Below are 24,971 nucleotides of genomic sequence, written 5' to 3'. Positions count from 1 at the left end.
ATGTATACAATCGTTAAAAAGAACCTGTCCCAATTTGGGCAGGTTCTTTCTTTGTAATCCATAATACCTTTTCAGCTCCCTTTGCAATATATCCAATTGTACAACCTATAAATACAAAAAAATTTTTATCAAAAATGTCCATTTGGAACGAACATTCTTAAATGAAATATGATAAAGTATAGTAAAGAAACACTTTCATACCAAGGTTAAATGGTTTTTTAATTGTCCACCTGGAGCGGACAATTGTTTTTCCGAAACCGACAATAAGGGGGAATAAATATGTCCAGTAAAATGTTGGAGCAATTTTTAAACGAGAATTTAGAAGATTTAAAAAGTAAAGGTCTCTATAATGTCATCGATCCATTAGAAAGCCCTAACGGCCCAATTATTACAATAAATGGTCAACAACTCGTAAATCTTTCATCCAATAATTATTTAGGATTAGCGACCGATGAACGATTAAAGAAAGCAGCAGCGGAGGCACTTGAAACATATGGAGTAGGTGCAGGGGCAGTAAGAACGATTAACGGAACACTTAAACTCCACGTAGAATTAGAAGAGAAATTAGCTGAGTTTAAACATACGGAAGCAGCAATCGCTTATCAATCTGGGTTTAATTGTAATATGGCTGCCATTTCGGCTGTAATGGATAAAAACGACGCAATTTTATCCGATGAATTAAACCATGCTTCCATTATTGATGGCTGCCGCCTGTCTAAAGCAAAAATAATTCGAGTCAATCATTCAGATATGGAGGACTTACGTAACAAAGCGAGAGAAGCAAAGGCATCGGGTCAATACAATAAAATTATGGTCATTACTGATGGTGTCTTCTCCATGGATGGAGATATCGCGCTACTTCCAGAAATCGTAAAAATTGCCGAAGAATTTGATCTCATTACATATGTAGACGATGCACATGGCTCTGGGGTTCTTGGTGACGGTGCTGGTACGGTTAAACATTTCGGCCTTTCTGACAAAATTGACTTTCAAATTGGAACTCTTTCAAAAGCGATTGGTGTCGTAGGTGGATATGTTGCAGGGAGAAAGAATTTAATTGATTGGTTAAAAGTACGCAGTCGTCCGTTCCTTTTTTCTACTTCCTTAACACCAGCCGATGTAGCGGCAAGTAAAAGATCAATTGAAATCTTAATGGAAAGCACCGAACTAAATCAAAAGCTTTGGGAAAATGGGGATTACTTAAAAAAGGGCTTGAAGGATTTAGGTTTTAATATAGGAAACAGTGAGACACCGATCACACCATGTATTATTGGAGACGAAGCATTAGCACAGCAATTTAGCAAACGGTTGAATGAGGAGGGCGTCTATGCAAAGGCAATTGTTTTCCCAACTGTTCCGAAGGGAACTGGACGTGTCCGCAACATGCCAACTGCAGCACACACAAAAGAAATGCTTGACCAGGCAATTGCTGTTTACGAGAAAGTCGGCAGGGAAATGAGCATTATTTAATTATAGAAACCCTTCGATGGGCGGGGGTTTACATGACATATGTTAAGGGGACGGAGAAGAATGAAACGAATTTTAATTACAGGTGCATTAGGACAAATCGGTTCTGAGCTTACGATGAAGTTGCGGGAAACGTATGGTACAGACAATGTAATCGCTACTGATATTAAGAAGAACGAAAGTGAAGCGGCACAAAGCGGGCCATTTGAAATCGTGGATGTTACCGACCTCAACAAGATGGGGGAAGTAGCAAAAAAATATAAAGTAGATACTGTGATGCATTTGGCGGCACTTCTGTCTGCTACTGCCGAGGCAAGACCTGTTCTAGCTTGGAATTTAAATATGGGTGGATTAATGAATGCATTAGAAACAGCTAGAGAGCTGAAAGCACAATTTTTCACGCCTAGTTCAATCGGAGCATTTGGACCGTCTACACCAAAAAATAGTACACCCCAAGATACCATTATGCGGCCCACGACCATGTATGGTGTAAATAAAGTAGCCGGGGAGCTATTAAGCGATTACTATTATCATAAATTTGGAGTCGATACACGGGGATTACGTTTTCCAGGGTTGATTTCATATGTCGCCTTGCCTGGCGGGGGTACCACAGACTATGCTGTAGAGATTTTCTACGGAGCTATCACAAATGGTCTGTATACTTCCTATATCGATAAGGGGACGTACATGGACATGATGTATATGCCAGATGCCCTTAATTCGATTATCGATTTGATGGAGGCAGACCCATGCAGGCTGATCCACCGGAATTCGTTCAATGTTACCGCAATGAGTTTTGACCCAGAAGAACTTGCAAATGAAATTAGAAAACATATACCGCACTTTCTACTAAGATATAATGTCGACCCGGTCCGCCAAAAAATAGCCGACAGCTGGCCTAATTCTATCGATGCCATCACTGCAGAAGAAGAGTGGGGCTTTACATTTAAATATGACTTAGCAAAAATGACAGAAGATATGATTTATAGACTTACACATAAATTAACTGCAAACAAAACTAAAGCCAATTAGTTGCGTTTGTAAAAAAGATGACCTAAATAGATTTTGGGTCATCTTTTTATTTGTGATTTTAGGTAATAAAATATATGTTTTTTTGTAGAAGCTGTTCGGTTTTTTGTAAAAACTGTACACTTTTAAGGTAGAAACTGTGCCCATCGGAAGCAAAAAATTTGTTCTGATTCCCGAAAAAGTACAAATAAAAACAGCGAGGCACATACCACGCTGTTATCTTTTTGCATAGATCAATTTGTCTTTCTTCTCAGTAACCCTGCCAACGACAGCAGCATGGTGTTTCCCAGCTGCACGGAGGTTGTCCACATATTGAACAGCTTCTTCTTCACTAATGGAAATCAGAAGTCCTCCTGAAGTAATCGCATCACATAACACTAGCTGCTCCTCGTTGGAAAGATCTTCATACGCGACATCATCTAGTAACCATTTGTGATTTGATTTGGATCCTCCTGGAACCACTCCGTCCCTGGCTAACTCTAATGCCCCCTCGAGGATCGGAACCTTAGAGTAGCAGATTTCAAAGCTGACATTACTTCCGCGTGCCATTTCACTGCTATGTCCCAACAATCCAAATCCAGTTACATCGGTTACTGCGTGTGGTTGATAGTTTGTCAACAATTCAGCTGCTGTTTTATTTAATTCAGCCATTGTATCCGTGACTGTTTGTTCTTGATGTGGTGTAACGACACTTCGTTTAATCCCTGTCGTGATAATCCCTACTCCAATTGGCTTTGTTAACACCAAAACATCTCCCGGTTTTGCTCCAACATTCTTCCAAACCTTCTCTGGATGAACAATTCCCGTAACGGATAGACCAAATTTAGGTTCTTGGTCATCGATAGAATGACCCCCAACCGTTAATGCTCCGGCTTCCTTAACTTTATCTGCAGCGCCACGAAGAATATCTGAAAGTATCTCTGCACCGAGCTTCTTGATTGGATAAGCGACAATATTTAAAACCGTTTTCGGTTCTCCACCCATTGCATAAACATCGCTTAAAGCATTTGCTGCTGTTATTTGTCCAAACATATATGGGTCGTCTACGATTGGCGTAAAGAAATCGACCGTTTGAATAAGGGCAATTGAGTCAGTTAACTGATAAACACCCGCATCATCTGATGTTTCATGTCCCACTAATAGTTCTGGAACTTGTTCTTGTTTTGGTAAATGACGCAACACTTGCGCCAGGTCCTCAGGACCAATTTTGCAGCCTCAACCAGCTTTCGTTGATAAAGAAGTTAGGCGTATTTTCTCTTGCTCGCTCAATAGATCCACCTCCATTAATTAGTATAACTTATAATTTATGAAACCGCACATACTAGGGAAGCAAAAGATTTGCTTGAACAATTGCAGTAAGTTAAAATGTTTTTACTATACCGATGTAGGTAATTAGATTTAGGGGAATAATGGAGGATCAAAAATGAACGTTTATCAAATAACCGTTGAATTTTGCATGCAATGAAACTACGCACCAAAGGCCGCGAGTTTCGCGGAAGAGCTATTTACACACTTTAACCGCAAGATAGGAAAAATGGAATTGATCCCAGTTTCTGGTGGAGCATTTGAAGTAACACTCAATGGAGAGAAGATCTATTCCAAGCTTGATACTGGAGTATTTCCAGACACAGAGGATATCATTAATATCATTTCACAAAAATAAAAACACCCTCATATCAGAGATTGGTATGAGGGTGTTTCGTTCCAATAATTGTATTATGTTAATTTGATGATAAAAAAATAATGCCGTAAGTTTTACTTAGGGCAATGTTATATAGCAACTTTTTCCTAATCCTTTTTCAGTTTTTGATATCAAAACCTCTAATATTCCATTTATATAGTTTGCCGTTACTTTCTGATTGATCACTTCAAAGGGGAATTGAACCGTGCGAACTCTTTTTTGTACATTAGAGGGTGGGGAAGACTTTGCAGCTGTAATAACAAGATTTTTATCTTCTATAAACACCTTAATTTCCGAACTTGTATACTCGTTAAGTAATGCCTCTACAATCCACTCTTGATCCGTTTCGTAGAGATCAATTCGAAATTGTATCAAGTCATCTTGTGTAGTTAAAGGATCAAGGCAATAGTTTTCCAACCACTTTTCCACAAGTTCAAAATCAATAGGCTGATCATTTTTTTTGGATTTCATAACTATCCCCCTTGCTCGATGTATTTTATTCATTCAGATTAAAAAGGTGTAATGTTATAATAGGAATAAATTGGAACCGTAAAGGAGTTTTTTTGGTGAAAGAATGGCTACGCTCAATTCCGGCAGTTCATGAACTTCAAAATCATGAACAGTTTGAAGTTCTTCTTAGGAACAATCAACTAGATGTTTCACAGTTAACCAAACAGGTAAAAGAAGCAATTGACCAAATACGGTCATCAATTGTAAAGGATAACTGGAATGGATCCATTCCAGGGACAAATCAGTTTATAGATGAAATCTTTCAGCTAGTAGGTGAAAACGTAAAGAATCAATTTTCTTTTACGATTGAAAGAGTGATTAATGCAACAGGAACCATCCTTCATACAAATCTAGGTAGAGCAAGACTCAGCGACAATGCGATCCAACATGTCGTGGAAACTGCGCAAAATTACTCAAACCTTGAATATAGGCTGCAAGAAGGAGAGCGAGGGTCAAGACATAGTCATGTAGAAAACCTTATTAAAGAAATTACTGGTGCAGAAGCTGCCATGGTTGTGAATAATAATGCAGCAGCCGTCTATCTTGTATTAAGAGCGCTTGCAGAAAATAAAGAAGTTATTGTTTCACGTGGTCAGCTGGTAGAAATCGGCGGCTCTTTCCGTATTTCTTCTATTATGGAAGAAAGCGGAGCAAAATTAGTCGAAGTTGGAACTACAAATAAAACTCATTTATATGATTATGAAAAAGCTCTTAATCCTGAAACGGCTATTGTCATGAAAGTACATACAAGTAATTTTAAAGTAATAGGTTTTACGAAATCTGTGGAAACGGAAGAGCTTATTGGGTTGACACAACAAACTGAAAACGTTATTTTTTACGAAGACCTTGGAAGTGGTGCACTTTTTGATTTTAGAAAACACGGAATCGGAGATGAACCGGTTGTAAGAGAGGTCATTGAAATGGGTGCGGATATTATAACCTTTAGTGGCGACAAACTGTTAGGAGGACCTCAAGCAGGAATTATTGCTGGGAAAAAGAAGATTATTGACGTTCTAAAAAAACATCAATTAGCACGTGTGGTCAGGGTAGATAAAATGACATTAGCAGCACTAGAAGGCACGCTAATTGATTATGCACGAGGGGAAATGGGAGTTAAAAACATACCCACAATTCGTGACTTATTAATTTCTACTGTTGAATTAGACGAAAGAACGAAGACTTTTGTTACAAACTTGTTACAAGGAACAGATCATTTTGAAGCAAAAATTTCCCCTGGTACAAGTCAAGTAGGTGGCGGAACGATGCCTGACGTACTACTTCCAACTAGGGTCATTTCACTTAAACATCATTCACTTACAGCGGAACAAGTCGGCAGGAAACTAAGGATTGAAAATAAACCTGCTATTGTTGGACGAATTCAAAAAGATGAATATATCATTGATTTAAGAACCGTCACTAAGGAAGAAGAGCAGCTATTACTGCAAGCCTTACTTCAATTATAAAAGCAACCCCCTCTGCGGTCTAGAGGGGGTTAGAACTATTTTTTTGTGCCTATTTTTGTTTACATATCATGATGTGACTTACTTTTTTGACGTGTATGGTTACGGTTCTTTACTTTTTTTGAACCGCTTAAAGGTTCAGGCTGACCAGATGTCTTTGGCTGGTTTCTTCGCATATCCTTGCCGTCGTTTTTGTTCACCATTTTCATCCCTCCTCCTATATTGTTAGGATGCAATGCTGAGGACTTTTTATGCTGAATAATTTGTTTGGGTGCTGTGCAATTTAACGGTATAGAAAACAGAGGGGAGTGAAACAGTCAATGCCAGAAATTGATCGATTTCCGTATAACAAGGATAAACAGCAGGCTTTTCAGGCAGCCCAACAGGGGTATGAAGAAGCCCAAGGACTTGCTGCCACTATTATTAGCGACAGTGCAAGCTATGGACATCAGTTAAAGCATTTAAAGGAAGAAGTAAATGAAGCATATCAGCAAATTGAAAATGCCCTAGAAGTAGCTTCAGAACACCAACGGGCTCAGCTTGAACGATTTCAACAAGATTTACAAACAATCATTGCTGAAGTTAATCTTCCAGAATAAGGACATCATGAAAAAGCAGGGGATACCCTGCTTTTAGTGTGAATCCAGCTACTGCAACTAGTGACACAGTATACTTCGCGAAATAGGGGCTTATCTTTTTATAATTACTGATTCTTTTTACGTTTCTTATTGTTCATTTTTTCTTTTATTGTTAATGGTTCGTTCGACATTTCCTCATTATATCCCGCACCCATTCCCTGTCCTTTTGCAGCATTAGCACCTGGGATTACATGATTTGATTTTCTTCTTTGCAACGTAATCACCTCCTAAAAGAATTCTGTAGAATTCTCTTTAATAATGTTAATATTTCCTTTTAAACTTAAATAATGACAACAAATAAGTTTTTTGAGATAATAAATAAGACGACAAATTCTAATCTTTATGATTATTCAGTTTACGTTCTTCCAATATTTATCTAAATATTTTGAACATTATACATAAAAATCATAAGAAAAACTTATCAATCACAATAACTTTCTTGTTATTTACATAGATTGAAGGTTGTATTAAGATTAGAATTGTGAGAAAAGTAGGGATGGATAGGAATATTCAAACTTTTCGACTTTTCGTTAATTTTAGCTAATGATGACGAATGAGGGGGATTTAAAATGGTGAAAAAAGATGTATTTAACGCACGGACTTCTTTTGAAGCAAACGGTAAACGTTATCACTATTACCGCTTAAGTGCACTTGAAGAGGCCGGTATTGGCAACGTTTCTAAATTGCCATATTCTGTAAAGGTCTTACTTGAATCTGTGCTTCGCCAATACGATGGCCGTGTAATCACGAAAGAGCACGTTGAAAACTTAGCAAAATGGGGAACAGATGAGCTTAAAGAAGTGGACGTTCCATTCAAGCCATCACGTGTAATCCTACAAGACTTTACTGGTGTACCGGCAGTAGTTGACCTTGCTTCTTTAAGAAAAGCAATGGCAGACCTCGGCGGCGACCCAGATAAAATTAATCCAGAGAAGACAGTTGACCTTGTAATCGACCACTCTGTACAAGTTGATGCGTATGGATCTGCTGACTCATTACGAGTAAATATGGATTTAGAATTTGAACGTAATGCTGAGCGTTACCAGTTCTTAAGCTGGGCTCAAAAATCATTCAATAACTATCGTGCGGTTCCACCTGCAACAGGTATCGTACACCAAGTTAACCTAGAGTATTTGGCTGATGTTGTACATGTAGCGGAAACTTCTGATGGTGAATTAGAAGCGTATCCAGATACATTAGTTGGTACTGACTCTCATACAACTATGATCAACGGTCTTGGTGTTCTTGGATGGGGTGTTGGCGGAATCGAAGCTGAAGCAGGAATGCTTGGACAGCCTTCATACTTCCCGGTACCTGAAGTAGTTGGTGTTAAGTTAACAGGTGCGCTTCCAAACGGAGCAACTGCTACAGACTTAGCTTTAAAAGTAACTCAAGTTCTTCGCAGCCAAGGTGTTGTTGGTAAATTTGTTGAATTCTTCGGTCCTGGAGTATCCCAACTGCCACTAGCAGATCGTGCAACAATCGCAAACATGGCTCCTGAATATGGTGCAACTTGCGGATTCTTCCCAATCGATGATGAATCACTTGTATATTTACGTTTAACTGGCCGTGAAGAAGAGCAAATCAATGTAGTAGAACAATACTGCAAAGCGAACGGATTATTCTTTGATCCAGCTTTAGAGCCAGTTTATACTAATGTTGTTGAGATTGACCTTTCAGTTATTGAAGCAAATCTTTCAGGTCCTAAGCGTCCACAAGATTTGATTCCACTTTCAAAAATGAAAGAAGAGTTTGTAAAGGCAGTTTCTGCACCACAAGGAAACCAAGGATTCGGCTTACAATCTGATGAACTTAACAAGACTGCTACTATTAAATTTAACAATGGGGAAGAAACTGAAATTACAACTGGTGCAGTAGCTATTGCTTCTATTACAAGCTGTACAAATACTTCAAACCCATACGTTCTAGTTGGAGCTGGACTTGTTGCGAAGAGAGCGGTTGAACTTGGAATGGAAGTTCCTAAGTTTGTTAAAACATCATTAGCACCAGGATCTAAGGTTGTAACTGGATATCTTCGTGATTCTGGATTACTTCCATACCTAGAGCAAATCGGTTTCAACCTTGTTGGTTACGGCTGTACCACATGCATTGGTAACTCCGGTCCATTAAAAGAAGAAATCGAGAAGACAATTGCTGAAAACGATCTTTTAGTTACATCTGTTCTTTCAGGTAACCGTAACTTTGAAGGACGTATTCATCCGCTTGTAAAAGCAAACTACCTGGCTTCACCTCCGTTAGTTGTTGCTTACGCACTTGCAGGTACAGTAAACATTGACTTTGCTAACGAACCTATCGGTAAAGATAAAAATGGTAATGATGTATTCTTCAAAGACATCTGGCCAGCAACTGCTGAAGTAAATGATGTTGTCAAAAAGACTGTTACACCTGAATTATTCCGAAAAGAATATGAAAATGTCTTTGAAAGCAACGAACTATGGAATCAAATCAAAACAAGCAATGAGCCATTATATACTTGGGATGAGGATTCTACTTACATTGCAAATCCTCCATTCTTTGAAGGTTTATCACCAGAGCCAGGTACCGTTGAACCATTAAACGGCCTGCGTGTTGTAGGTAAGTTCGGAGATTCTGTTACGACTGACCATATCTCTCCTGCAGGTGCTATTGGTAAAAATACCCCAGCTGGAAAGTATTTATTAGAAAAAGGTGTTCAGCCTCGTGACTTTAACTCATATGGTTCACGCCGTGGTAACCATGAAGTTATGATGCGTGGAACATTTGCAAACATCCGTATTCGTAACCAAATCGCACCAGGAACTGAAGGCGGCTTCACAACATACTGGCCGACTGGCGAAGTTACATCCATCTACGATGCTTGCATGAAGTACAAAGAAAATGGCACTGGGCTTATTGTTCTTGCTGGTAAAGATTACGGAATGGGCTCTTCACGTGACTGGGCTGCAAAAGGTACTAACCTTCTAGGCATTAAGACAGTTCTAGCTGAAAGCTTTGAGCGTATTCACCGTTCTAACCTAGTGTTAATGGGCGTTCTTCCACTTCAATTTAAAGATGGCGAAAGCGCTGAAACACTTGGCTTAACTGGTAAAGAAACAATCGATGTTCAAGTGGATGAGAATGTTAAACCACGTGACCTTCTAAAAGTTACTGCTACTGATGAAGCTGGTAACAAGAAAGAATTTGAAGTACTTGTTCGCTTTGATTCTGAAGTTGAAGTTGATTACTACCGTCATGGTGGTATCCTTCCAATGGTACTTCGTGAAAAATTACAAGAAGCGTAATATTCAAGCCACCATGCAGCCATGCATGGTGGCTTTTTACGGGTAATAACATATATACTAGAGAAAATAAACTATTACTTGTAGAGCGAAGGGTGCGATGTAAATGGATTTTTCGAAAATAGCAGAAGATAAAATTAAGGAAGCCATAAAGAAGAATGATCTCGAAAATCTACCTGGAATAGGGCAGCCTTTGGAATTAAAAGATGACTTTCCCGGAATGTCAAACGAATGGAAAATGGCGTATCGAGTGTTAAAAAATGCGGGATATTCGCCTGAGGATGTTAAAAGTGAAATCTTTAGAATTGAAGAATTGATAGAAGAGACAACGGACGAAGAAGAAAAAGGACGCCTCCGGGCAAAGTTGATGAAAAAAAGGCTGGAAATGGATAGACTGCTTGAAAAAAGAGGAACAGCCACAAATTCCCGTTTTGGCAGCTATGCAGATAAAATTTATAACAAATTAAAATAGGTGCTCATTCAGAAAGTGAGATTGAGATCAAAATGATTACTGATATTATTTTACCTTTATATGGCTATAAGGAAGGTGAACTCGTTCCAATTAATGACGGCTTTCATAATACCGTCTATTCCTATGGTAACCTTATATTTAGAGTTTCACCTTCCAGTAGACGAAAGCAACTGGATATTATTAATGAATTGGCATATATTCACGGGCTGTGGGAGAATGGTGTACCTGTTTCTTTACCAGTAAAATCTGTGAGTAAGAAGTTGGTCGAAACAATCGGAGAACATCATTTTGTAGTAGCATTTGAAAAGGCAAAGGGAACTTCAATTGATGTCACCAATCGTGATTTATGGAACAAAGAATTATATTATCATTGGGGCAATCTAATGGGGAAAATGCACATGGCTGGAAAAACAATAAAGGTAGATCGGCCCATTTGGTCAGAAAATCAGCCTGATTTATTAAATCTACTTCCAAAAATCACCTCCGAACTTATAGCAGAAAAATACAAACAACTATTAAATCAATTAAAGAAGTTCCCACTAACTCCAAACTTATTCGGACTTATACATAATGATTTTCACCAAGGGAATATCTTTGTAAATAAAGGAAGGCTAACCGTTTTTGATTTTGATGATTGTGCTTACCATTGGTATGCTTATGATCTAGCCGCCGCCTTTTATCATGCCTATTGGCAAACTTCATCCTTTACACCAGAAAACACCCAATTTAGCAGTGAGTTCTGGGAGCATTTCTTAAGAGGATATCAACATGTACACACACTCAGCAAGGAACTTATTCAACAAATTCCTATCTTTTTAAAAATAAGAGAGGTTTTTTTATATACTTTATTTTTGGAGAAGTGTAATTCGGATAATTTAGAGGATTGGCAGGGGTATACTCTTACCCATTTAAAAGATAATATTGAGAGTGGAAAGCCGTATTCCGATGTTAATTTTACGGAAATCATTGACAGTTTCGGTTTAGGTACAATAAAATAAATATAACAAACGTAAAGGAATGGTAAAGAGGTATGAAGTTATAATCTTATTTTTTCAGCACATTTATTCGAACAACGAAAAATGGTGAACCTGAAGAATAGGATTAGTCTATCCTTTTTTAGTCCTGAACGTTTATATTTCAATCAAAACCTTGTTAATAAAGGCCTTTTTAGGTTTATTAACGTATGCTTATTATGATTGTGTAAACTACATGACTCAATTACTCTCTTCAGGTTCCATCGAAGGGAGTTTTTTTATGAACAAAGATAATTTATCTATTATAAAAGCAACCGGACTAGATATGAACTTTAATCTAAGGAAAATCTTTGACAATGTTTCATTTGATATTAAGAATGGTGAAAGAATTGGACTTGTAGGGTATAATGGCACCGGCAAAACGACATTGGCCAATATTCTTACTGGTAAACTTACACCTGATAAGGGTTTCATTGAAAAATCGCCGGAATTAAAGATTGGTTACCTGACGCAATCCGTGGATTACGATGGCAGTGAATTTCAAAATTCTCTATCATCTGAGGGAGAAATCTTGCAGCACACAAGTGAGTTAGGGCTGAAAAAGATTTATGAATGGGAGGAAACGCGTTTAAATCATCTAAGCGGCGGCGAGAAGTTGAAACTCTCATTATCCAACGTGTGGGCTTCCAAGCCAGGATTCTTAATTCTCGATGAGCCGACCAACCACCTAGATTTTAAGGGGATAGAATGGTTGATTGAAGAGTTGGCGAAATATAAAGGACCAGTGCTGATTATTTCTCACGATCGCCATTTTTTAGATAAGACAGTCACACGGATCTTTGAAATTGAGAATACCAAGCTTCATTTCTACAATGGTAATTACAGCGATTATCAGAAGGAAAAACAGCACAGACTGGAAACTCAAATGCATCATTATGATGTACAGCAGCGTAAAAAAGAAGAAATCGAAATGCAAATGGACCAATTATCGTCGTGGTCCGAGACAGCTCACAGAACATCTACTAAACAAGGCAGAGATTATGGAAATAAGGAATATCACCGAGTTAAGGCGAAAAAACGGGATTCTCAAGTGAAATCTAAAATGAAACGACTTCAGAGCGAGCTTGAAAAAAATAAAGTCGACAAACCTCTAGAGGAGACAAAAGTTAGATTTCAGTTTGATACGAAAGGGAATAGAGGAAAAAGAATTATTGAAGCGACAAGTTTAACAAAAAGCTTTGGTGAGAGAACCCTTTTCCGCGATTCACACTTTTATATTAATCATGGAGAGCGTATCGGTTTATTGGGGGAAAATGGCTGTGGAAAAACCACCTTGATAAAAATGCTCCTTAGGGAAACATCCGTTTCTCATGGCGAGCTATGGAAAAGTGAATCGTTAAAGGTTGCTTACTTAAGCCAGGATGTAGACAACTTACCTGCAGAAAAAACAGCTTTAGAGGCATTAGGATTTACTGACAGAGAAAACATCCTCAAGGCGAGAACACTATTTGCTAATCTCGGATTAAAGGAACAGCTAATAACGAAGCCAATTGCAACATTAAGTCTTGGCGAGAGGACTCGTGTTAAATTCGTTGACATGCTGCTGAAAGATTATGATGTTTTAATCTTAGATGAACCAACCAATCATCTCGATTTACCCAGCAGAGAACAGCTTGAAAAAACACTTAATGAATTTACTGGAACCATTATTACTGTTTCGCATGATTATTATTTCTTGAATAAGCTCTGCGATAAACTCCTTGTTTTTGAGAATCATGTGATTAAGCGTGTAGAGATGAAGCCGAAAGATTACTTAAATAAAACTAGTGCTGAGCCTATTGATATGAAAGAAAAATTAATGATCATCGAAAACAGAATTGCTACAATCTTGGGTGAGTTATCATTAATTGATCAAAAAAATCCTAAATACATGGAATTAGATAATGAATTTAACGAACTTTTAAAGCAAAAAAGAAAACTAATGTAAAACCTGCTCCTTAAAATAGCCCCTCGAGAGGGGCTATTTTATTATATCTGCGATAAATCAGAGATATCTGCGTTAATTGAAATATATCTGCTTAAAATCTAATATATCTGCGTTACTTCAATTTTATCTGCGAACATCCCCCTAATCCTTTCTGTGGTTATATTTTAAGAAATATTTATAAGATTATGGTATTGTAAAGAAAGTAAGGTAAATTTGCTTTTCCAGGATACTTTTAATAAACTGTTCTTAATATTGTCACAAAATTGGCATATACAACCTTCGTTTTAACTGAGTTTATAGTGTAAAATCGAAATAGCATATAGAACAGGGGGGTTCGGGGTAATGGTAAAAAAAGTAATTGCTATCGTAGTGTTAATTGCCCTACTAGGAGTTGCGATTGTGCAGGCTATGGAAAAAAAGTCTGAACCCGATAATCTTAGTCAAGAAGCTGCCAATATGGGAGGTTTAAAAGTTGGTGCTAAAGCACCTGATTTTGAACTAAAAACCTTAACGGGGGAGACTGTCAAATTATCCGATTTAAAAGGGAAAAAGGTAATGCTTAATTTCTGGGCAACCTGGTGTCCTCCTTGTAAAGCGGAAATGCCAGCAATGGAAGAGTTTCATAAAGAATCCGGTGATGAGGTAGTAATTTTAGCAGTTAATATTGACCCGCATTTAGACGTTCAATCCTTTATAGATGAAAATAAAATTACTTTTCCTATTCCATTAGACGCTGAAGATAAAGTGAATGAAATGTACCAAGTACTATCTATTCCTACCACGTACTTTATCGATACGAAGGGCAATATCGGCTTCAAATACGTCGGTGCTATGAATCATGATACGATGAAACAATACACGAAGGAATTAAAGTAAGACATTGGACGAACTCCAATGTCTTTTTTACGCTTTAAATCATTATTTGCTACTTTTCTTTTTAATTTTCAAAAAGTTGTAATAATTGAAACCGTTTCCGGGCATAATAACTGTTAGAATAAGAAATAAGGAAGGTGAAATACATGAGAAAGCCTAGAAAGCGTTCCTTTGCAGAGTTGGTATCCGAAAATAAAAGTCAAATTTTGAGAGATAGAGCTGCGATGGAAAAGATTGAATTGCGCTTAGAAGAAAAGCGTTTGGAAAAAGCTGAATAACTCACATAGATTACCAATCATGTTTCCCCCTAAAACGGACAAAATGTTAAGGAGGAGGGATAATACATGAGTAATCCAAAAAGAGGACAGCAAGCATTTAGTACGGATGAGCTTGGAAATAAAACATCACAGAAATACGGCGGTAATAAAGGAAAAAAATACCAAGATACATCTGGTAAGCATGCTCAAGTCATGCAAACAAAAGGTGAATAATAAAATGGTAAAGACTCGTCAGGCAATGGCTTGCGAGTCTTTTTTATGCCTCCTGATTAGCAAATTTTTCTGTGATATTTTTTTTGCTTCGATACAAACTATATTTGTACGTGATACCACCCGAGGAGGAATCTTAATGACCTATAATAACAAACCGAAACCAGATGATCGAAGTGATAACGTAGAAAAGCTGCAATCTATGATTCATGATACGATTGAAAATATAGAGGCAGCTGAAGAATCACTCGCCTTTACAGATAGCGAAACACAGCGTGAGCAAATTAAAGCTAAAAACGAACGACGCCGTGAAAGCATTGAAAGTTATCGTGCAGAAATTAAGGATGAAGTCTAAAACAACAGACCAGGACCTGTTCTATTATACAGGTCCTTTTTTTCTTTAAATCCTTTCATTTCGTAACACTGGTCAGGTTATGGTAAGATAAAGGGGAAATTTTGAAGAAGAAGTGATCCTATTGATACAACAACAACGTACTTATAACAACAATAACGAAAGGCTAACACAGTGGGAAACCGAACTCGATGAACTGGGTTTTATCACTGACGAGAATGAGCTGCTAACAGCTATGCGTCACCAAACCAACCCTGCTATCTTATCGAGAATGTTAACATTAGCCGCTTTATCACGTCTAAATCGTAAAAACCAAGATTCGTTAGCCCAAGCTTGGCTAACAAAAGCATTAGAATTAGATCCAGCTAATAAGAAAGCCAAGTCTTATTTTATTCGGTATGATTGGATTAAGAAAAAGGAAACCCTGGATATTCTGTCGTTCCCAGCGATTCGGGAAACAGATAACCGGACTGCAAAGAAGAAAGTTGCTGAACAATACATACAGATTTGCCAAAATTTTTTATCCGAAGCAGATGAGCATCAAGAGGATTTAACCGAAAAAATGAATCTTGCTGAAGCATTGGAAAATAAACAGCTTTTTGATCAATATAAGAACCTCTCTGATTTGCTAATTACATCCATTGAGGTGACGGGTAATCTCCTAAAGGCTGCTGAAGAATATGAGAAATCAATAACAGGTGTATTCCATACTGCCACCTATTTTGATGATTTAAAGTTGCATTTGTCTAGCCTTGAAGAAATAAAGAGAGAATGGCAGAAGTTGTTTGAGGTCAAAGAGGAATTCAATCAACATTCAGAAAAAGCACTTGACCAATTAAATGAAATGATTGGGATGGATGTCGTTAAGAAGCGAGTCAATGATTTTTATCAATTCCTAAAATATCAAAAAGAACGGAAAGAACTTGGATTCCAAATTAAAGATGCACTTAGCCTTAATATGGTTTTAACAGGGAATCCTGGAACAGGGAAAACAACGATTGCCCGGCTATTAGCTACAATCTATCACGAACTTGAGGTGCTGCCGCGTCCTGAGGTGATTGAGACGGACCGATCACAATTGGTAGGTGCCTTTGTTGGCCAAACGGAGGAAAACGTGAGAGCAGTTGTCGAGAAGGCGATTGGCGGCGTTCTGTTTATTGATGAAGCCTACAGTTTAAAACGTGAAGGTCAATCAGGAAATGATTATGGTCAAACGGCCGTAGATACCCTCGTTTCTCTTATGACAGGAAAGGAATATGGCGGGAAATTTGCTGTCATTTTAGCGGGATACCCCGACGAAATGCGTATCTTTTTAGATGCCAACCCAGGTTTAAGGAGCAGATTCCCGCAATCAAATCTCATCCATTTACCTAACTATTCAAATGAAGAATTAATTTTAATTGCGAAAAAAATTGCTTCAGAAAACGATTATATCCTTACAGAGGAAGCAGAGTTAGAAATTAATCATCGTCTAGATCAGGAACGAGTGGATGATACTTTTGGTAATGCACGATCAGTCCGTAATATCGTATTAGACGCTATATTTAAAAAAGGGTCAGACCATCCGATTTCCCATGAAGATATTTTCACGTATACAATTTTAGATAAGGACGACTTTGAAGTAGATAAGAATGAAAGCCGCGAATCACCTTTTGAAAAATTAGAACGTTTGGTTGGATTAACTGAACTAAAAAGTGAATTGGAGAAGCTGAGCTCCTTTGTTAAAATGCAGCAGTTTAGAAAAGAAAAAGGACTCCCAACCGTACCGATTCAGCTTCATTCCGTTTTCACTGGAAATCCAGGCACAGGTAAAACCACAGTTGCTAACATCTATGCTGAGCTCCTAAGAGAGTGCGGTATGTTAAAAAGAGGTCATCTAATCGTGGCAAGCAGAGCCGATTTTGTAGCAGGATATGTTGGTCAAACGGCAGGAAAAACCAAGAAAAAGATTCGAGAAGCACTTGGAGGCGTTTTATTTATTGATGAGGCATACTCGCTTTTAAGCCAAACTGCGGGTGATTTCGGTAAAGAAGTGGTTGATACCCTTGTAGATGAGATGACCAAACATAATGAAAATCTTGTTGTGGTCCTGGCTGGGTACCCAAAAGAAATGGACCAGCTATTAGAAAGCAATCCAGGACTGCGCTCACGGTTTAAGAAATTCTTCTTATTCCCTGATTACTCAGCTGATGAGGTTCTTTCGATTATCGAGTCATACGTTGGCGGCTTCCAGTATCAAATAAGTGAGGGAGCCAGAGCATTGTTGAAACAAAGTATTGAAAATAACAGCTTCAAAGGAAATGGAAGATTCGCAACCAATTTAGCGGATGAAATGATTCAGGCACAAGCCATGAGGTTGATGGGAGAAGCAGGAGAAGAGGATTTATTAGAAAAAGCCATTCATATTGAAAGGGAAGATGTAGGAACAGCACTAAAAAAAATAGCACCATAACATCAGAGTAAAAAGGGGAATCATACAGTTGGACAAAGAATTTATTTCGGTAAGAGAAATTCAACTATTATATGCAGATACCGACATGATGGGAGTCATCTATCATGCTAATTATTTAAAATACTTTGAGCTAGGGAGAACAGGTTTGATTGAGGACCTTGGCTACAGCTATCTAGACATGGAAAATGCAGGCTATTTTGCACCTGTTTATGACATTCAAGCTACCTATAAAAAGCCGTTACGTTATGGTGATAAGGGATTTGTTAAAACTTGGATTGAAAAAAATGATGGGATTAAAACCATTTATGGGTATTCGATTGTAAATGGCGAAGATGAAGTGTGCGCAGAAGGAACATCGACTCATATCGTTGTCAAAAAGGACAACTTTCGACCAATCGCCTTCAAAAAGGCGTTCCCAGAATGGTTCCTACGCTACGAGGATATAAAGAAGAAGTAATATGTCAATGGCGGTGGGTGATTGCAATGGCATTTGGGATTAAAAGACAGGAAATAAAAGACTGGAAACAAAAAATTGATGATGGTGAAATTGCATTCTTAACCCATTATTGGCTGGATGACCGTTTTCCGGGCTGCAAAACAGTGACTAAAGTTGGCTGTAATGACCTAGAGAAATTGGCTGAATGGGGCAATAAATATGGATTGAAAAAAGAATGGATTCACCATCGCCGTGATGGCTATTCTCATTTTGATTTAATTGGTGACAGACAAAAAGAAATTCTTCAAAAAGAAGGACTGAAAAATCATATTTGGTAAAAGTATAAGCACACTTGAAGATTAATTCTTTTAGTGTGCTTTTTTACACTGGTATACAAATAAATGCATTAAATTGGTAGCTGCAAAAAGCCTTTTATGAATAGGAGAATTAACACAAGTGCATGTGCAATCGTTGATGGGAGAATACTCTTACATTTGCTTGTTATAAAGCCTAGTAATAACCCAAAAATAAAATACAGGATGAAAACTACAAGAGTAAAACCAAATATGGTTGTGTTTAATGCGAAGGCCAGACTTGTAAACAGAATAGCACTAGTCTCATTGGCAATCATCATGAACTGTGTTAATAGAATTCCTCGCCACATTATTTCCTGAAGGACCGCATGAATAAACACGAAAAGTGACAGTGAGATAACAAGATGAAAATTGAACGTAGCCTCAAGAGTCATAACGACTGAAAGGAAACTGATAAATATAAGCAAAACGATAATATAAACATATTTTCTCTTTAAAGCCAAAGATCTTTGAATCCATGTTTCTGGGCGTCTAAAAAACAAGCTGATTTTTTTATTGAACCTATTGATTACATAGCAGATTGAAAGGATTGGGATAATGAATAAAAGTTGATGAAAGATAACCCTATGGAATGGATCTATTTGAATTCCATCGATAAATTTATCAAGATAAAAGAGGATTAAATTCCCACCAAAGAAGGAAATGATCATCCATGCAACTAAACGATTTTCTTCCTTCAAGAAAGCAAGATAGAGCATTAAGGAAAGTAAAATCAAAAAGAATGGCGTATAAAAACTTCTCGTAAAAAGATAGAGTAAGACGATAAAAAGAATTGATAAATAGTAACCTTGTTTATTATTTTTTTTCATACTGAACATCCTTCCAGCACAACCGGTAAAAGGCCCCGATTATCGGAGCCATTGGGTCATATGTTCTTGAATTTCCTGGTATTTTACTGGTGCATTTTGAAGCCCGAAAGAACCTGCATTTTCGAGTGGCACCACTTGGTAATTTCTTGATCTCTGGCTAGAAACAAAGGTAGGGTAAAACGCTGGATTTGTTAGTTCAATCGTCTTTCCAGATTCAGTAACCTGTTTGGTTATTTCAACTGTAGCCATACCGCCAATATCTTTATAGTCCCTTACCTGCCCAGAAATGATGTTCCCCAATGAATAAATAACGAAGGATTTTCGGCCATCCTCTGTCTGAATCCATTCCATTGGCTGCAGCACGTGCGGGTGAGAACCAAAGATGATATCCACGCCTTCTTTGGCAAGGAAATGAGCCAAATCCTTTTGTTCGTTTGTAGGAATTCGTTGATATTCATTCCCCCAATGGATACTCATCACCACAACATCTGCTTCTTTTTTAGCACGCCCGATTTCATCACTCATGATATCACGATTAATAAGATTCACAAGGAAGTCTTTGCCCTCAGGAATTGGGATGCCGTTTGTACCGTAAGTATAGGATAGAAAGGCTATTTTTATCCCATTTTTAGTAATGATTCTTAGTTGTTGACGGTCTACCTCATTTAGGGAGCTGCCGACATGGGGAAGTCCGACGCTATTTAAATAATCCGTAGCGGAAACAATTCCTCTTTCACCTTTATCCAGAGTATGATTGTTTGCAAGAGAGACGATATCAACCCCCGTATTGACGAGCGCATCTGCGACTTCGTGAGGACTATTAAACATGGGATAACTTGATACACCAATTCCAACTCCGCCTAGCATGCTTTCTTGGTTGGCAGTTAGAATATCCGGTGACTCTAATATTCCTTTCACATTAGCAAAAATAGGATTGAAATCATACTGCGCTCCATTAAAGACATCTTGATAAACAGTATCATGAATGAGAATATCTCCAATTGCACCAATGGTCAACTTTTCTGTCAAGATCCTGCTCATTGCAAGTTGATCTCTAAGAGAATGCTCCTTTACAGGATGTAATTTTGCCGCCGTTTCGTTATTGTTTTGTTGTTGAATAAATAGTACTGAAGCCAGAAGTATGCACGCGGAAATGATAAATACAGACGTCAATATAAATTTCTTTTTCATAGGTTCTCCTTCATAATCTGTTTTGAGGCATAATACTTTAAACAAGTCTACCAATACTATAATATATTTATGTGCTATTTTTCGACTTATTTCCGTATTTTTCGAAAAAAATTAAGGACGTGTTAGGTATGTTCAAAATATCTGAGAGTGCTGGCAGTATATTATCTATAGTAATCGAGAGAGAAAAGCAGAGTGCTGATGAGGAATTATTAGTCCGGTTGAGTATGGGGATTGGCTGAGGAGGTCCAAAACTTAATCTGTCTCTGGAAGAGCGGAAAATAACGGGTGATCTCCTATTTGAATTTGGCGAGATCAAGATTCTGATTCATGAACTGGATTTTGTACATTTTGACAACACAAAGCTCGATTATAATAAGAATGACAAAGGTGAGTATTCATTCAGACTAATCAAAAATGAGTAAAAATAGGTTTTAATGAAAAATGGCTTAAGGAAGTAAATTCCTTAAAGCCATTTTATTTTTGGTTCTGTTTTATTCATAATTCGCCTAATATTAGCGCGATGTCGATAAACGACAAATGAGGCCAATAACGTGACTGCAATAAGGAGAGGAATATCCCCATCAATACAAGCATAAATCACTGCAAAAACACCAGCGATCATCGATGATAAAGATACATATTTTGTAAAGTAAAGACTAGCAAAAAAGACCAAGAAAATCATTAAGAACATCAGAGGAGCACAAAACAATAAAACGCCGCCAGAGGTTGCTACTGCCTTACCGCCTCTAAATCCAGCAAAGACTGGATAGGTGTGACCAATAACAGCAAAAACTCCAGCCAGTAAAGGGTTAATATCATCTAGACCAAAAATAACAGGTAAGGAAGCCGCTAACGTCCCTTTTAGAATATCTGCCAGCGTTACTGCTAAACCAGCTTTTACTCCTAAAGTTCGAAATGTATTCGTTCCCCCTAGGTTCCCACTTCCATGTTGACGTATGTCTGTTTTATAAAAAACTTTACCAATGATTAAACCTGACGGAATTGAACCTAGTAAGTAGGCAAGGATCAGGACTAAAATTATTTGAACCATCACGATTTCTCCTTCTATAAATAATGCAAGTTCTATTATTTTACCATGTAATAGTGAAAAAACACTACTACTGCATTAAACTAATTCCAAAAGTGTTAAAAAAAGCCCTTCAAAATTTCCCTTTAATACCGTAGGATAGAAGTGAGGAGGAAGAAAAATGGCACATATTGAATACCAGAAAAAGAAATCATTATCACCTAAATGGATTCTAGGAGGATTGATTCTTGCAATGTTAGTAATTGCATCTTCAATTCTTTTTTTATTTTATCCGTTTGCCTCTAAGGAAAAAGCCACATATTTTAGTGGGGACCATCCAATCCTTTTTGAAGGGAAGCAGCAAGGAAATGGCATATTAGAAGGAGACTCTATCTTTCTCCCGCTAACATTTATGCAAGAACACATAGATGAAACGATTATTTTTGATGAAAAGTCTAAGTCTATCATCATTACTACCTCAGAAAAAGTGATTCAAATGCCTACAGACTCCTTAACCTTCTTTGTAAATCAAAAGCCCGTTGATCTGCAAGTATCACCGATTATTTCGAAAGAAGAAAATATCTATGTAGCAATAGACCCGCTGCTAAACTATTATCCTATACAATATAAGATTCTAAAAGAAACTGGAGCAGTTTGGATTCAAAAAGACGGGGACCACTACGTCCAAGGAGAAATTACAGAAGAAGATGTTCATCCTGAGATATTGAGATTACGCACTGAACCATCGTTGAAGGTACCTTATACAGCAGAATTGTCAAAACAAGAAGCAGTAATGATTGAGGCGGAAGAAGAAGATTTTTATTTAGTAAGAAAAGAGAATGGAATAAGTGGTTACATCAACAAGAAACATGTTAACAAAAACAAAGAGGTACCTATTAACATTACACAGCAAAGCAAAACAGGAGCTCTTCCAAAAATAAACGGTCCGGTGCAGTTGACCTGGGAAGCTGTTTATACAAAAAATCCAGATCATACCCAAATACCAGAAATGTTGGGTGTAAATGTGGTATCACCAACTTGGTTCTCCTTGATTGGTAACGATGGCTCTATAAAAAATCTAGCATCCTTAGATTATAGTAAATGGGCCCAATCAAAGGGGTATCAAGTATGGGGGTTATTTTCAAATTCATTCGATCCCGTGCTAACGCATGAGGCCTTAAAAGACTTTGAAACCCGTCAATACATTATTAGACAGTTGCTTCATTTTAGCCAAATGTATCAATTGCAAGGGATTAATTTCGATATTGAAAATGTATATCAGGAAGATGGACCACTTGTTACCCAGCTTATGAGGGAAGCAACACCGTACTTACATGAAGCGGGATTAGTGGTTTCAATGGACATTACCTTTTATGCCGGCGAAAACAATAATTGGTCTTCTTTTTACGAAAGAAGTAAACTTGCTGGGATTGTCGATTATTTAATAATCATGGCTTACGATGAACATTCAGGCTCATCTCCTGTTGCTGGCAGTGTTTCGAGTCTTCCCTGGGTAGAGAAGAACCTCCAAGCTTTGTTAAAAGAGGTTCCAAAAGAGAAACTCATCCTTGGGGTTCCTTTATATACAAGACTTTGGAAAGAACAGCAAAAGGAAGATGGAACGATTGAGGTAAGCTCTCAAGCCTTGTCCATGGCAAAAATAAAAGATTGGCTGGCGGAAAAAGCAGTGCAGCCAGTTTATGATGAAGTGACTGGTCAAAACTATGCGGAATACTATGCAGAAGCTGAGAAAGCAACCTATAAAGTATGGATTGAGGATGAACTATCCTTAAATAAACGAGCAAGCTTGGCAGCTGCCTATCAACTAGCAGGAGTTGCTTCTTGGTCACGTCTATTTGGAGATCAGACAGCATGGACCGCTATCAATATGGATCCTAATAAAGCAGTAACACAAAAATAGGCCAGCATTGCTGGTCTATTTTTTTGATTTACGCTTTCAAATAAATATTCTGTCTAAGTTGAGGACAATTAGAGTCAATTTTATTACAAAGATATGGAGAATTTTCAAACGATTTCGTAGTCGATTGAAAGCATTGATAACAGGAAATATAATTTAACTAACTCTTAAAATTTCCATTAAAACCACCGATTCGATAGTGTTACGGGTCGGTTTTGCCATATACCATTTAAGTACTTTGAAAGAGGTGAAAATCATGGTCATAAGTGTACCACCATACCAACGTTATCAAAATCAGGATGTGAAAATTTTATATATTGATGAAGAAATTTTTTCACGTGAAAAAATATTACGTGTCCTTAATCGCCGGTTTTCAGATGTCCATGTAGCCATTGACGGGGAAGAGGGTTTTCAGCTATTTAAACAGATTCAACCTGATATCATCATTGTGGATATCAACATGAGCAAAATAAACGGTTTAGAAATGATCGAAAGCATTCGGAATCTCAATAAAAAAGTGCAATTTATAGTTACCTCCGGGAATGATGACCAAGAGATTTTTATCCAATCGATAGAATATAACGTCAATCATTTTATTCTAAAACCTATTGATTTAGAAAAGTTGCTATCAGCTATTCATAAATCTATAAATCACATTCAACTTGAAAGAGAATTGTCAAATCAGAAAAATTTAGCAAATGCGATTCTAGATGCACAGGATAATTTACTATTCGTAATTGAACAAGATGATATCGTTGAATTTAACCAGGCTTTTTCCCTTTTTACAGGTCTTAAGAAAAGACAGGAGTTACATAAAGTTATTTGCATTTCAGAACTATTTGTTGAAGATCCGAATTACTTTTACCCTAAGAATAAATCAAAATGGATTGAAGAATTTTTTCAAAACAGAAGAAATGCTGCAAAGGTTAAATGGAAAGGTCCAAAAGAGAAAGAAACGATTTATTACATGAAGGCAGCACAAATCCCTGGAGGGAAACAGACATTATTTGTCTGTACAGAAATTACTGTTTTAGAGGAAGAACATAGTCAGAATAATCGATTAGCCATGATGGATCCTTTAACCAAAAGCTATAATCGTTTACGATTTGAAGAGATTTTATCGAGTGAAATAAGACGTTCTAAACGTTATGAACACCCTTTTTCTATTATCCTTTTTGACGTTGACCATTTTAATCATATTAATCAGTATTTTGGCAATCAAAGAGGGGATGAGGTACTAGCAACGATTTCCACCATTGTCCAACAAAGGATACGAGAGAGTGATATTTTTGCACGCTGGGGAGGCGATGAACTCATATTGTTAACACCAGAAACAAATAGTCATGGTGCAGTTGTTTTGGCAGAGTCAATCCGTACCATAATTAATAGCTTTACTTTCCCTCAAATAGGTTCTATAACCTGTAGTTTTGGTATAGCAGAATATTCAGCATGTAAGAAGAAAACAGAACTTATTATGGAGGCAGGAGAAGCGCTAAAAATATCGAAACAAAATGGAAGAAACTGTGTAACAGTTAATAAAAGTTGAGGGTGGTCA

At 37.5% G+C, this 24,971-nt stretch carries 24 protein-coding genes and 1 pseudogene; 18 read left to right on the top strand and 7 right to left on the bottom strand.

The features are described from left to right. Nucleotides 1–279: 279 nt before the first annotated feature. A complete protein-coding gene (locus tag V7108_RS21825) occupies nt 280–1,470 on the top strand; it encodes a glycine C-acetyltransferase (RefSeq protein WP_335569393.1) in 1,191 nt (396 codons plus the stop codon). 60 nt (nt 1,471–1,530) lie between these two features. Then, on the top strand, nt 1,531–2,499 hold the full coding sequence (locus V7108_RS21820) for an L-threonine 3-dehydrogenase (RefSeq protein ID WP_335569392.1): 969 nt from the start codon (nt 1,531–1,533) through the stop codon (nt 2,497–2,499). Between the two features lie 213 nt (nt 2,500–2,712). On the opposite strand, the gene selD is transcribed toward V7108_RS21820, so the two are convergent. After that, nucleotides 2,713–3,780, bottom strand: a complete 1,068-nt coding sequence (gene selD, locus V7108_RS21815; protein ID WP_335569391.1) for a selenide, water dikinase SelD — start codon at nt 3,778–3,780, stop codon at nt 2,713–2,715. Between the two features lie 193 nt (nt 3,781–3,973). On the opposite strand from selD, the pseudogene V7108_RS21810 reads away from it, so the two are divergent. Continuing rightward, nucleotides 3,974–4,159, top strand: a pseudogene (locus V7108_RS21810) (Rdx family protein); the annotation flags it as partial. 96 nt (nt 4,160–4,255) lie between these two features. Here the strand turns inward: V7108_RS21810 and V7108_RS21805 are convergent. Further along, nucleotides 4,256–4,648 (bottom strand): Hsp20/alpha crystallin family protein, encoded by a 393-nt coding sequence (locus V7108_RS21805; protein WP_335569390.1) that lies wholly within the window; start codon nt 4,646–4,648, stop codon nt 4,256–4,258. A 95-nt stretch (nt 4,649–4,743) separates the two neighbouring features. Between V7108_RS21805 and selA the strand changes: the two genes are divergently transcribed. Next, nucleotides 4,744–6,150, top strand: coding sequence for an L-seryl-tRNA(Sec) selenium transferase (gene selA, locus V7108_RS21800; protein WP_335569389.1), 1,407 nt, complete (start codon nt 4,744–4,746; stop codon nt 6,148–6,150). Between the two features lie 59 nt (nt 6,151–6,209). Here selA and V7108_RS21795 read toward each other — a convergent pair whose 3' ends face one another. After that, nucleotides 6,210–6,350: a small acid-soluble spore protein P gene (locus tag V7108_RS21795; protein WP_179595556.1), complete on the bottom strand. Its 141-nt coding sequence runs from the start codon at nt 6,348–6,350 to the stop codon at nt 6,210–6,212. 117 nt (nt 6,351–6,467) lie between these two features. Between V7108_RS21795 and V7108_RS21790 the strand changes: the two genes are divergently transcribed. Then, complete coding sequence (locus V7108_RS21790) at nt 6,468–6,746, top strand: hypothetical protein (RefSeq protein WP_335569388.1); 279 nt, start codon at nt 6,468–6,470, stop codon at nt 6,744–6,746. Between the two features lie 104 nt (nt 6,747–6,850). Here V7108_RS21790 and sspO read toward each other — a convergent pair whose 3' ends face one another. Next, nucleotides 6,851–7,000: a small acid-soluble spore protein O gene (gene sspO / locus V7108_RS21785; protein WP_132086590.1), complete on the bottom strand. Its 150-nt coding sequence runs from the start codon at nt 6,998–7,000 to the stop codon at nt 6,851–6,853. Nucleotides 7,001–7,354: 354 nt separating this feature from the next. On the opposite strand from sspO, the gene acnA reads away from it, so the two are divergent. From acnA to V7108_RS21730, 11 genes are all read left to right on the top strand, one after another. Then, entirely contained in the window at nt 7,355–10,066 is a 2,712-nt protein-coding gene (gene acnA, locus V7108_RS21780; RefSeq protein ID WP_335569387.1) for an aconitate hydratase AcnA, read from the top strand. A 103-nt stretch (nt 10,067–10,169) separates the two neighbouring features. After that, on the top strand, nt 10,170–10,535 hold the full coding sequence (locus V7108_RS21775; RefSeq protein ID WP_335511323.1) for a DUF1992 domain-containing protein: 366 nt from the start codon (nt 10,170–10,172) through the stop codon (nt 10,533–10,535). A gap of 32 nt (nt 10,536–10,567) precedes the next feature. After that, on the top strand, nt 10,568–11,533 hold the full coding sequence (locus tag V7108_RS21770; RefSeq protein ID WP_335569386.1) for a phosphotransferase enzyme family protein: 966 nt from the start codon (nt 10,568–10,570) through the stop codon (nt 11,531–11,533). A gap of 256 nt (nt 11,534–11,789) precedes the next feature. Continuing rightward, nucleotides 11,790–13,496, top strand: coding sequence for a ribosomal protection-like ABC-F family protein (abc-f, locus tag V7108_RS21765; protein ID WP_335569385.1), 1,707 nt, complete (start codon nt 11,790–11,792; stop codon nt 13,494–13,496). A 342-nt stretch (nt 13,497–13,838) separates the two neighbouring features. Beyond that, entirely contained in the window at nt 13,839–14,372 is a 534-nt protein-coding gene (locus tag V7108_RS21760; RefSeq protein ID WP_335512960.1) for a redoxin domain-containing protein, read from the top strand. Nucleotides 14,373–14,515: 143 nt separating this feature from the next. Then, a complete protein-coding gene (locus V7108_RS21755) occupies nt 14,516–14,647 on the top strand; it encodes an FbpB family small basic protein (protein WP_335512959.1) in 132 nt (43 codons plus the stop codon). Between the two features lie 66 nt (nt 14,648–14,713). After that, nucleotides 14,714–14,860: a small acid-soluble spore protein N gene (gene sspN, locus V7108_RS21750; protein WP_335512958.1), complete on the top strand. Its 147-nt coding sequence runs from the start codon at nt 14,714–14,716 to the stop codon at nt 14,858–14,860. A 136-nt stretch (nt 14,861–14,996) separates the two neighbouring features. Next, a complete protein-coding gene (gene tlp, locus V7108_RS21745; protein ID WP_335512957.1) occupies nt 14,997–15,212 on the top strand; it encodes a small acid-soluble spore protein Tlp in 216 nt (71 codons plus the stop codon). A 112-nt stretch (nt 15,213–15,324) separates the two neighbouring features. Next, nucleotides 15,325–17,661 carry an AAA family ATPase gene (locus V7108_RS21740; RefSeq protein WP_335569384.1) on the top strand — a complete coding sequence of 779 codons (2,337 nt, stop codon included), beginning with the start codon at nt 15,325–15,327 and terminating at the stop codon, nt 17,659–17,661. Between the two features lie 28 nt (nt 17,662–17,689). After that, a complete protein-coding gene (locus V7108_RS21735) occupies nt 17,690–18,118 on the top strand; it encodes an acyl-CoA thioesterase (protein WP_335569383.1) in 429 nt (142 codons plus the stop codon). Between the two features lie 26 nt (nt 18,119–18,144). Continuing rightward, entirely contained in the window at nt 18,145–18,435 is a 291-nt protein-coding gene (locus tag V7108_RS21730) for a hypothetical protein (RefSeq protein WP_335569382.1), read from the top strand. Nucleotides 18,436–18,503: 68 nt separating this feature from the next. Here V7108_RS21730 and V7108_RS21725 read toward each other — a convergent pair whose 3' ends face one another. From V7108_RS21725 to plsY, 3 genes are all read right to left on the bottom strand, one after another. Next, complete coding sequence (locus V7108_RS21725; protein WP_335569381.1) at nt 18,504–19,280, bottom strand: CPBP family intramembrane glutamic endopeptidase; 777 nt, start codon at nt 19,278–19,280, stop codon at nt 18,504–18,506. Nucleotides 19,281–19,319: 39 nt separating this feature from the next. Next, nucleotides 19,320–20,471, bottom strand: coding sequence for a CapA family protein (locus V7108_RS21720; RefSeq protein WP_335569380.1), 1,152 nt, complete (start codon nt 20,469–20,471; stop codon nt 19,320–19,322). 463 nt (nt 20,472–20,934) lie between these two features. Next, the gene (gene plsY / locus V7108_RS21715; protein ID WP_335569379.1) at nt 20,935–21,522 is read right to left on the bottom strand and encodes a glycerol-3-phosphate 1-O-acyltransferase PlsY; all 588 of its coding nucleotides are present in this window, start codon (nt 21,520–21,522) and stop codon (nt 20,935–20,937) included. 157 nt (nt 21,523–21,679) lie between these two features. On the opposite strand from plsY, the gene V7108_RS21710 reads away from it, so the two are divergent. After that, entirely contained in the window at nt 21,680–23,419 is a 1,740-nt protein-coding gene (locus tag V7108_RS21710; protein ID WP_335569378.1) for a glycosyl hydrolase family 18 protein, read from the top strand. Nucleotides 23,420–23,672: 253 nt separating this feature from the next. Further along, complete coding sequence (locus V7108_RS21705) at nt 23,673–24,962, top strand: GGDEF domain-containing response regulator (protein ID WP_335569377.1); 1,290 nt, start codon at nt 23,673–23,675, stop codon at nt 24,960–24,962. Nucleotides 24,963–24,971: the final 9 nt, after the last annotated feature.

The sequence above is a fragment of the Neobacillus vireti genome, assembly GCF_036962345.1.
In the GTDB taxonomy this organism is placed as follows: domain Bacteria; phylum Bacillota; class Bacilli; order Bacillales; family Cytobacillaceae; genus Neobacillus; species Neobacillus vireti_A.
Note: the sequence above shows the minus strand (reverse complement) of the source record. Positions and strands in the feature narration are given on the sequence as shown.